Source organism: Boseongicola sp., from assembly GCF_057460485.1.
The window spans coordinates 1-9,511 of sequence record NZ_JBVCWP010000153.1 but is presented as its reverse complement, the minus strand read 5'-3'; the positions used below and the strand labels follow the sequence as shown (position 1 = coordinate 9,511).

Annotated in this window: 10 protein-coding genes and 1 pseudogene; 8 read left to right on the top strand and 3 right to left on the bottom strand. The window is 55.4% G+C overall.

Annotated features, from left to right (window positions below):
• The 8 genes from AC221Y_RS15555 to hemA all read left to right on the top strand — a co-directional run.
• Positions 1 to 280, top strand: a 280-nt coding sequence (locus AC221Y_RS15555; protein ID WP_486707692.1) for a 5'-nucleotidase C-terminal domain-containing protein, incomplete at its 5' end; no start/stop codon positions are given.
• 23 nt (positions 281 to 303) lie between these two features.
• On the top strand, positions 304 to 537 hold the full coding sequence (locus tag AC221Y_RS15550; RefSeq protein ID WP_299756437.1) for a hypothetical protein: 234 nt from the start codon (positions 304 to 306) through the stop codon (positions 535 to 537).
• Between the two features lie 54 nt (positions 538 to 591).
• The gene (gene soxC / locus AC221Y_RS15545) at positions 592 to 1,875 is read left to right on the top strand and encodes a sulfite dehydrogenase (RefSeq protein WP_299756433.1); all 1,284 of its coding nucleotides are present in this window, start codon (positions 592 to 594) and stop codon (positions 1,873 to 1,875) included.
• Positions 1,859 to 2,920: a c-type cytochrome gene (locus tag AC221Y_RS15540; protein WP_486707691.1), complete on the top strand. Its 1,062-nt coding sequence runs from the start codon at positions 1,859 to 1,861 to the stop codon at positions 2,918 to 2,920. The genes soxC and AC221Y_RS15540 overlap by 17 nt, the downstream gene beginning before the upstream one ends.
• 3 nt (positions 2,921 to 2,923) lie before the next feature.
• Entirely contained in the window at positions 2,924 to 3,628 is a 705-nt protein-coding gene (locus AC221Y_RS15535) for a c-type cytochrome (RefSeq protein WP_486707690.1), read from the top strand.
• 20 nt (positions 3,629 to 3,648) lie between these two features.
• Positions 3,649 to 4,911 carry an FCSD flavin-binding domain-containing protein gene (locus tag AC221Y_RS15530; protein WP_486707689.1) on the top strand — a complete coding sequence of 421 codons (1,263 nt, stop codon included), beginning with the start codon at positions 3,649 to 3,651 and terminating at the stop codon, positions 4,909 to 4,911.
• Positions 4,912 to 4,996: 85 nt separating this feature from the next.
• Positions 4,997 to 5,431: a DUF302 domain-containing protein gene (locus tag AC221Y_RS15525; protein WP_299752714.1), complete on the top strand. Its 435-nt coding sequence runs from the start codon at positions 4,997 to 4,999 to the stop codon at positions 5,429 to 5,431.
• Positions 5,431 to 6,651 (top strand): 5-aminolevulinate synthase, encoded by a 1,221-nt coding sequence (gene hemA, locus AC221Y_RS15520; protein WP_486707688.1) that lies wholly within the window; start codon positions 5,431 to 5,433, stop codon positions 6,649 to 6,651. Before AC221Y_RS15525 ends, hemA begins: the two co-directional genes overlap by 1 nt.
• Before the next feature lies 1 nt (position 6,652).
• On the opposite strand, the pseudogene AC221Y_RS15515 reads toward hemA, so the two are convergent.
• The 3 genes and pseudogenes from AC221Y_RS15515 to AC221Y_RS15505 form a co-directional block, all read right to left on the bottom strand.
• Positions 6,653 to 7,646, bottom strand: a pseudogene (locus tag AC221Y_RS15515) (YeeE/YedE family protein).
• A gap of 163 nt (positions 7,647 to 7,809) precedes the next feature.
• On the bottom strand, positions 7,810 to 8,754 hold the full coding sequence (locus AC221Y_RS15510) for an MBL fold metallo-hydrolase (protein ID WP_486707687.1): 945 nt from the start codon (positions 8,752 to 8,754) through the stop codon (positions 7,810 to 7,812).
• Positions 8,754 to 9,511, bottom strand: a 758-nt coding sequence (locus tag AC221Y_RS15505) for an MBL fold metallo-hydrolase (RefSeq protein WP_486707686.1), incomplete at its 5' end; no start/stop codon positions are given. The genes AC221Y_RS15510 and AC221Y_RS15505, both read right to left, overlap by 1 nt.

The following is a 9,511-nucleotide window of genomic DNA, read 5'->3' as shown; positions in this document are numbered from 1 at the left end:
GGACCCTTATTACCAGCAGGGCGGCGATATGGTTCGGGTAGGTGGTCTTGGTTATCGGATCGACGTCACCAAACCTCAGGGCAGTCGCATCACCGAGATGACTCTTTTGAAAACGGGTGAGCGGATCGATGCGGCCAAGACCTATCGGGTAGCAGGTTGGGCCAGTGTAAACGAAAGCACGGAAGGCCCGGCGATTTGGGATGTCGTTGAATCCCACATATCAAAGCAAGGCACGATTTCACTGGACCCCAATAACAGCGTTCAAGTGGTGGGCGCATAACGCAACCAAAGGGAGTGAAGACGATGATGAAGCGATTGGTAACGGCAGCGGCTCCTGCAACGGTTATTGCGACAGGTGTCTGGGCTGAAGGGCAGACACATTTTGTTGCGGTACACGTCGATCAAAACGACCCGCAAGTTATGAACGAAAGGGCCGGAAAAGACGTTCCGTTGATGGATGAAGCCAACATGGTTCCGTCGGGCGTCGTGCGGCTGATTGAATTGCAGGAACAGGATTACGCCTACATCCGTCCCTGACGTACGGTTTTTGGATGGGTCGGAGACGAAAAAAGACCAAAGGAGCCATTTGAAATGTCTAACGAATACAAGGGCAAAGCTCCGTCCCGTCGCGCATTTTTGCGCGGGGCGGCTGCGGCAAGTGCTGGAGTTGTCGCCGCAAGCAGTGCCAAAGCCGCGACACCTGACCCGTTAATCACGGAAATCCAACCTTGGGCGCAGGAGCTGGGCGATGGTGTGGATGCGGTGCGTTATGGCTTGCCGATTGAGTTCGAAGGCGATGTGGTGCGGCGCAATGTCGAATGGCTGACAGCTGATACGATCAGCTCGATCAACTTTACGCCGATCCATGCGCTTGATGGAACGATTACGCCACAAGGGTGTGCGTTTGAGCGTCACCATTCCGGAGCCATAGAGCTTCGCAAAGAAGACTACCGCCTGATGGTAAACGGGCTTGTCGATACTCCGCTGATCTTCAGCTACGCTGATCTGGAGCGTTTCCCCCGCGAGAACCACGTCTATTTCTGCGAGTGCGCTGCAAACACCGGCATGGAATGGGCCGGTGCTCAATTGAATGGTGCGCAATTCACCCACGGTATGATCCACAACATGGAATACACCGGGGTATCGCTACGCACTATTCTGGAAGAGGCTGGGCTTGGGGCTGCGGGCGACCTGAAAGACAAGTGGGTCTTTGTTGAGGGTGCCGATGCATCTTCCAATGGCCGATCCCTCCCGATGGAAAAAGCACTTGATGACGTTTTGGTGGCGTTCAAGGCAAATGGCGAGGCGCTTCGCAAGGAGCATGGGTATCCGGTCCGGCTGGTTGTTCCGGGCTGGGAAGGCAACATGTGGGTTAAGTGGATTCGCCGGATCGAGGTGATGGACGGCCCCGTTGAAAGCCGCGAAGAAACCAGTAAGTACACCGACACTTTGGCGGATGGGACAAGCCGCAAGTGGACTTGGGAGATGGATGCAAAATCTGTTGTCACAAGTCCAAGTCCGCAATCGCCGGTCACGCATGGCAACGGTCCTTTGGTGATCACTGGCCTTGCGTGGTCGGGCCGCGGTGCCATTTCCCGCGTTGATGTGTCGAAAGATGGGGGCATGACATGGGAAACCGCACGGTTGGCCAAGCCCGGTGAGAAAATGGCGCTGACCCGGTTCTATCTCGATACCGAGTGGGATGGTTCCGAGATGCTGCTTCAATCGCGGGCGATGGACGATACGGGATACGTTCAGCCGACCAAGGCTCAGTTGCGCGAGGTGCGCGGGCTGAACTCGATTTATCACAACAACTGCATTCAGACATGGTTGGTGCGCGAAAACGGTGAGGCGGAAAATGTCGAAGTTTCTTAATTTTACAGCGCTTTCTGTCGCGATTGTCATAGGTTCTGGGCCTGTCTGGGCGGATAAGTTCGGTCTTGGGCGACCGGCTTTGGCAGAAGAGGTATCTGCTTGGAATTGGGACGTTAGTCCAACGGGGGCGGGGCTCCCTGTCGGGTCCGGCGATGCGATCGACGGCGAAGAGATTTTTGCCGAGCAGTGCGCGTCTTGCCATGGGGATTTTGCCGAAGGGATCGGCAATTGGCCGAAGCTTGCCGGGGGCGCGGACACGCTTGATCGCGAAGACCCTCTCAAGACCGTTGGGTCTTATTGGCCGCATCTAACGACAGCCTTTGATTATGTGAAGCGGTCGATGCCATTCGGGTATGCCGGGTCGCTGAGCGATGATGAGGTCTATGCGATCGTCGCATATATTCTCTACTCCAACGATCTGATTGAAGACGATTTCGTGCTGTCGAATGAAACGCTGCTTGATGTTGAAATGCCGAATGCGGGCGGTTTCATCGTCGATGATCGAGCAGAGACGGAGTACGCCATTTGGACTGTTGAGCCTTGCATGGAAAATTGTAAGGACGGCGTTGAAATCACGATGCGGGCGACCATTCTTGACGTCACACCGGATCAGAATGTTGACGCTTCAGGCGGCGCCAGCGTGGTTTCGGTGACTGCACAGAGTGAGGAAGCCCCGGCAGTAGAGCCTGCCGTTGAAGAGGTTTCGGTTGCAGCTTTCGATCCAGGTCTGGCTGAGACCGGTGAAAAAGTGTTTGGCAAGTGCAAAGCCTGCCACCAGATCGGTGAAGGTGCAAAAAACCGCGCTGGCCCGGTCCTGACGGGTATTGTTGGTAGCCCGGCGGGAGGCGTCGATGGGTTCAAAAAATACTCCAGGCCAATGGTGGCCGCAGCCGCTGCAGGGCTGATCTGGACCGAGGAAGAGCTTTCGGCGTTCATCGCTGACCCTCGTGGGTACATGAAGGGCACAAAGATGTCGTTCAGAGGGCTGAGCGACGAGGACGACCGTGCTGCGCTGATCGAGTTCTTGAAGTCAGTCGAGGGCTAATGGATGCGTGTTTTTCGCGCAAGTTCAGTTTTTCTAGCCCTCACCCTTTCGGCCGGGAACGCTCTGGCCAGCGAATTGGGAGATGCAGATCGCGGAGAGGCGGCCTTTGCTCAATGCAAAGGATGTCATCAGGTGGGACAGGGTGCCAAGGATAGGATTGGCCCGAATCTCAATGGTATTTTCGGGCGCCGCGCTGGTGCTATTGAAGGGTTCTCCTATTCAAAAAGCATGGCGCGGGCCGGGGCTGACACCCTCATCTGGACTCAGGACACTCTGGATGCGTTCGTTGAAAATCCCAAGGCATTGGTGTCGCGCACACGGATGAGTTTTAGGGGCATCAAAGACCCCGTTGAGCGCTTGGATTTACTTGCCTATCTCCGCCGCTTTTCCGACGACCCTTCGAACATCCCAGAAGCTGAGCCAACCGCGAGTGGTACGGATCACAACGTTGATCCCGCGATTTTGGCAATCCAAGGCGACCCGGAGTACGGTGAGTATCTCTCGAATGAATGCACGACGTGCCACCAAGTGGATGGGGGCGATGATGGTATCCCGTCGATCACACGCTGGCCGGAGGAGGACTTTGTCGTGGCTATGCACGCCTATAAAGAAAAGATCCGGCCGCATCCGGTGATGCAGATGATGGCCGGACGACTATCAGACGAAGAGATCGCGTCATTGGCCGCATTTTTTAAGGATATCGAATAAGTTTTAAGGGAGGTACGAAAATGAATATCAACAGACGTGTTCTAATTGGCTCGGGAGCCGCTGCGGCAATGCTGGCTGCGCCAATGGTGCGAGCGGCTGGTCATGGCAAGCCACGTGTCGTCGTAGTTGGCGGTGGTGCAGGCGGTGCAACGGCTGCCCGTTACATTGCGAAAGACAGCGAAGGTGAAATCAGCGTCACGCTTATTGAACCAACGCGCAAGTATTACACTTGTTTCTTCTCAAACCTTTACCTTGGTGGCTTTAAGCAGATCGAGGATATTGGTCACAGTTACGGCACTTTGGCCGCTGGCGGCGTGAACGTTGTCCACGACTGGGCCATTGGTGTCGATCGGGACGCCAAAACCGTTTCGCTCGCAGGAGGGGGAACGGTTGGGTATGACAAGCTGATCCTGTCTCCAGGTATTGATTTCGTGGCAGGGGCCGTCGAAGGTTGGGACCTGTCGGCACAAAACGCGATGCCACATGCCTACAAGGCAGGGTCGCAGAGCGAGTTGTTGAAAGCCCAGCTTGAAGCGATGCCGCAGGGTGGAACTTTTGCAATGGTTGCGCCGCCAAATCCGTACCGGTGCCCACCGGGGCCGTATGAGCGGGTTTCGATGGTTGCGCATTTCTTGAAGGCGAACAATCCAACGGCAAAAATCATCGTCGCGGATCCAAAGGAAAAGTTTTCGAAACAAGCACTTTTTCAGGAAGGTTGGGCAAACCACTATGCTGGTATGGTCGATTGGATCGGCGCGGACTTTGGAGGCGGTGAGGTCTCGGTTGACCCCAATGCCATGAGCGTGACGATCGATGGTGAAGAAACCAAGGTTGATGTCTGTAATGTCATCCCAGCGATGAAGGCCGGGCGGATTGCAGAATTGGCTGGTGTCACGGACGGCAATTGGGCGCCGGTGAATGCTGCTGACATGTCGGCCAAGGCCGATCCCGACATTCACGTGCTTGGCGACGCCGCCAGTCAGGGCGACATGCCAAAGTCTGGCTATTCGGCCAACAGCCAGGCGAAGGTCTGCGCGAATGCAGTGCGAGGGGCCCTTACCGGAACGCGCGTCTTCCCGGCGAAATTTGCCAATACCTGCTGGTCGCTGATTGACACCAATGACGGTGTAAAGGTGGGTGCAACCTATGAGGCGACAGACGAAAAGATCGCCAAGGTTGATGGGTTCATCTCGGCCACGGGAGAGAGCGCCGAGTTGCGCAAGGCAACCTATGAGGAATCTGAAGGTTGGTATGCCGGTATCACGGCTGACATGTTTGGCTGACTAAAGGTTTGCGGGGCCTTGATGTAGGTCAGGGCCCGGCTCCCAACGGCGTCTAGAATGAACACACAAAAAGGAGGATAAGAAAATGAAGGGTCTTTTCATAGGTGGTCTTCTTAGTCTCGCCGGTGCGGTCGCGCATGCTGAAGGTGGGTCCACGGTTTACGATTTCGACGGATCATTCGACGATGCCACATTCGGTGTTGAAAGCGCGATTGTCGGTCAAGGCTTGGTGATCGACTATGTCAGCCACACCGGGGAAATGCTTAATCGCACGGCCGAAGATGTAGGCAGTTCCACGAAGCTTTTCGAGGCCGCCGACATATTCGTTTTCTGCTCGGCAGTTCTGTCACGCAAAGTCATGGAAGCTGACCCAATGAACATTGCGCATTGTCCGTACGGGATTTTCGTGGCCGAGCGCGAGGGCAAAGTCATGGTGGGGTATCGGAATTATCCTGAAGGGCCGATGCAACAGGTGCAGACGCTGTTGGATGAAATCGTCCGAGAGGCAGTGGGGAAGTAATGAATTACCAGAATTTCTTCAAAGAGGCGCTGAATGAGTTGCGCGATCAGGGCAACTACCGCGTCTTTGCAGATCTGGAGCGCCATTGTGGTGACTTTCCGCGCGCGACTGCGCGCGCGGAAGTGATTTCTGATGTGACGATCTGGTGTTCGAACGACTATCTTGGGATGGGACAGCACCCCGGTGTTCTAGCCGCGATGCATGATGCACTTGATCGTTGCGGGGCTGGGGCAGGTGGAACCCGAAATATTTCGGGGACAACGCACGAACACGTCCTTTTGGAAGCAGAACTTGCAGATTTGCACGGCAAAGAAGCGGCTCTTTTGTTCACGTCCGGTTACGTTTCAAACTGGGCGGTGCTTGGAACGCTTGCATCGCGCATCCCCGATTGTGTTGTTTTGTCTGATGCGCTGAACCATGCTTCGATGATCGAGGGTATTCGGCATTCAAAGGCCGAGTGCATGATCTGGAAGCACAACGATCTGGCCGATCTAGAAGCCAAGCTGAAATCCCTTCCCCTAGACCGTCCTAAGCTCATAGCATTCGAGAGCGTTTACTCGATGGACGGCGACATCTCCCCTGTCAGTAAAATTTGCGATCTGGCGGATCGATACAATGCGATGACTTATCTGGATGAGGTGCACGCAGTTGGGCTTTACGGGCCGCGCGGTGGCGGTATCGCCGAGCGTGAGGGCCTGATGGATCGCCTGACGGTGATCGAGGGCACTCTTGGAAAGGCGTTTGGCGTTGTCGGAGGATATATCGCAGCATCTGCGGAGCTGTGTGACTTTGTGCGCAGCTTTTCCAGTGGATTTATATTCACAACGGCTTTGCCGCCTGCTGTTGTCGCGGGCGCAGCCGCTTCTGTGCGGCATCTGAAGGAAAGTACCGCCGAGCGTGAGCAGCAGAAAGTGCAGGTCGCAAAGGTGCGCGAGCGGCTGGATGCATTGGGCATTCCGCATGTTTCAAATCTATCCCACATCATACCAGTCATGGTCGGTGATCCGGTCAAGTGTAAGTTCATTTCCGATATTCTGCTGGCCGAATATGGCGTGTATATCCAGCCAATCAATTACCCAACTGTTCCGAAAGGGACAGAGCGCTTGAGGATTACGCCGTCACCGGTTCACACCGATGCGGATATCGATCATCTGATTGGCGCGTTGGGAGACCTATGGACTCAGTGCGAACTGTCGCGGATGCCGATGGCGGCTCAGTAGATTACGCCGCGCCATGAATGGCATGCGCTTTGCTGCTCATGAAGATGAGGGTGCCAATGGCCCCGATCCACATGCAGAAAAGTGCGAGCCAAGCAGTGAGTGCAAATATTGCCCCGCCAGACATACCGGCGCCGACAGCGCAGCCGCCGGCAAGCATAGAGCCAAAACCCATTAGAACACCGCCGAGAAGGTAGCGCTCCATCGGTGTGTCGGGGCCAAATCGCTGGAGCTGTGCTTCTTTGGTTGCCAGCGCCATGCCTGCCGCGCCAAGAAATACGCCTGGCACGAGGCCTGATCCGAACTCAAGCGGCAGCCCGCGTTCATTGATCAGTCCCATCAACGTATCGGTCGAGGGGCCGGTGAATGTGATGGATGACACAGCCACGACTTCGAAAGAGTGCGATGCCACAAGGTAGGTCGCCCAGCAACCAGCTCCAACAGCCACGCCAACGATTACAGCGGCTGCGATACGGCTTGGTTTTATGGATCGATGAACGGCTAGCCATAGAGAAAAGATGAGTGCCAAGGACGCTACGCTCGCGAGCGTACTTGAAGAAAAACCAAATTGGCTGGCAAGATCGCGCGGGGCGCCGCCAGAAATTGGCCAGAGTGATGCCAGGTATTCGCGAAAGGGCGAAAGAAATCCGCGCAACGACGCCTGCGCTGCGAGAGTCAGAACCAACCCGGTCACGATGGCGCGCAAGTTTCCCGTGGCGGACAGAACCAAAAGGCGGCTTGCGCACCCTCGCCAAAATCATGCCGATCCCAAACATAAGCCCGCCGATAACTGCGCCTGACAAGCTGCCGGTCGCTGCGATCTGGCGTGATCCTGAAACATCAAGATAGCCAATGGCGATTAGGATCTGGACCGACAGCACAGCGGCAAAAAAGGCAAGAAACCAAATAGCCATGCGGGGGCCAAGGGTGGACTGTGAAAGTTCGATAGTGGCGGCGCGCAGGCAAAACTGCGAGTGCTGCGCGGCTGCCCCAAACATGAATCCTATTAGCAGCGCTGCTGTAAAAAGAACCGAGCCCTCGCTAAAACGATCAATCAGATTTTCCAATGTTGCCGGTCCCCGCTTTCAAATCAATTTCTGAAGAAACCGCCCTGAAAAGACCTTGATGCACGTCAATTGACGTCTTGAAGGTCCGGAAAAATCACTCAAATTCCATCTGTTCAAAGACGCGGCCCGCGTTTTTCGTGGCTAGCTCTTCAAACGTGTCAAGGTGAGCATAGGGCGACTGATCGACATAGTAGGCGTCGGCAAGATCCCCGCCTTCTTCAAGGTGCGCACCGATCTTTTCGCGGAGATAGATCAGGTAGTCCCTGGTATATCTGCGCACTTGATCCATATTTGTCGGATGTCCATGACCCGGAATGACATACGTGGCGCCCAATGCCTCGAATTTGCTGTCCCAGGTTTCGATCCAATCAGCAGTCACCGTGTGTTCAAAGATTGGGAGCAAACGTTCGTGGAACGCCACATCACCAGAAATGACGAGGCTTTTGCCCGGAAGCCACACGACAATATCGCCGGGGCTGTGCGCCGGGCCCAGATGGCGTGCTTCAATCCGTGTGTCGCCCAGTTCAACGATATATTCATCCTCGAAGGTTTCATCCGGCATCACCAGCCGGGTTTGGCCGGCGCGGTCCTTCAGACGGTCCTGAGCTGCAAGAAGCGACCCTGGTCCATAGGCTTCAAACTCTGCCGCTGCAGCGGCATGGGAAACGATCTTAACGCCCTGATCTGCCCAATAGGAATTCCCCAGCATGGCATGGCCCTGGCCGTTTTCGTCAAAAACGAGTATGACAGGCTTGTCGGTGACGTTTTTGACCTCATTATGCAGGGCTTCGGCGAGCTGATAAGAGCCACCACCGTTGACAACCACGACGCCTTCGTCGGTCACGATAAAACTCAGGTTATTGTTGTGCCCGCCGTTTTCATACGTGGGGGGAGCGGTGGCACCAATGGCGGAGAAGACGCCGGGGATGACTTCAATGGGTTTGGAATAGAGAACAGACCCCGGATACTGATCGGGAATATCCTCGCTTGCCAACGCTGGTACGGCGAAGAGCAGAGCTGAAACTATCAAGGCGCGCATTATGTTTCCTCTGAAATGAACCTGAACCCATCGGCCGATGCCTCGGCGCGCCCGATGCCGCCGCCGGGTAGGTGAAAGCCGATGATCTTCATCTTCTCGCCCACAATCCGATCAAACAGCCGTCGTCGCGTGGCGGCGGCCATAACGGCATTCTGATCTGAACCGCTGTGCCATTCTGGCCGGCGAAACGCGATGTGATGATTGCCGATCGCATCCCCAAGAATCAACGCGCTGTCAGAGCCATTGCGGATTTCAAAACTCATGTGTCCGGGTGTGTGGCCGTTGGTTGCAAATGCTGCAATTCCCGGCAGAATCTCTTGGCCGTCATCGAAGAGTTCTACTGTGTCTTCAATGGTTTCCATGCGCCGTTTTGCACCGACCGCAAAGGCGGCCCGAGCGTCCCCGATTGTGTTTACAGTCTCGGCATCCCACCAGTAATCCCATTCGTGGCGGCCCATCATATAGGTGGCCTGCGTGAAAACCAGATCGCCGAAGTCGTCTAGCAAACCCCAGATATGATCCGGATGTGCATGGGTGAAAACGACATGTGTTACATCTTCAGGCACGACGCCCGCGGCATCGAGACTGTCAATCAATGCGCCGGCGCTTGGCATAAAGTCAGGCCCCGACCCAACGTCAAATAGAATGGTATTTTGGCCATCCTGATAAAGCGTGACATTGCATTCTGGTTCCAGGCGTTCGCTTGATACACCCATCTCGTTCAAAAGCGGTGAGAGCTCATCTTTCGGCATTGGCT

What these genes read in the sequence shown, in the direction of transcription:
- AC221Y_RS15550 (WP_299756437.1), top strand. Translation starts at nt 304, where the DNA reads ATGATGAAGCGATTGGTAACGGCAGCGGCTCCTGCAACGGTTATTGCG.
- soxC (WP_299756433.1), top strand. Translation starts at nt 592, where the DNA reads ATGTCTAACGAATACAAGGGCAAAGCTCCGTCCCGTCGCGCATTTTTG.
- AC221Y_RS15540 (WP_486707691.1), top strand. Translation starts at nt 1,859, where the DNA reads ATGTCGAAGTTTCTTAATTTTACAGCGCTTTCTGTCGCGATTGTCATA.
- AC221Y_RS15535 (WP_486707690.1), top strand. Translation starts at nt 2,924, where the DNA reads ATGCGTGTTTTTCGCGCAAGTTCAGTTTTTCTAGCCCTCACCCTTTCG.
- AC221Y_RS15530 (WP_486707689.1), top strand. Translation starts at nt 3,649, where the DNA reads ATGAATATCAACAGACGTGTTCTAATTGGCTCGGGAGCCGCTGCGGCA.
- AC221Y_RS15525 (WP_299752714.1), top strand. Translation starts at nt 4,997, where the DNA reads ATGAAGGGTCTTTTCATAGGTGGTCTTCTTAGTCTCGCCGGTGCGGTC.
- hemA (WP_486707688.1), top strand. Translation starts at nt 5,431, where the DNA reads ATGAATTACCAGAATTTCTTCAAAGAGGCGCTGAATGAGTTGCGCGAT.
- AC221Y_RS15510 (WP_486707687.1), bottom strand. Translation starts at nt 8,754, where the DNA reads ATGCGCGCCTTGATAGTTTCAGCTCTGCTCTTCGCCGTACCAGCGTTG.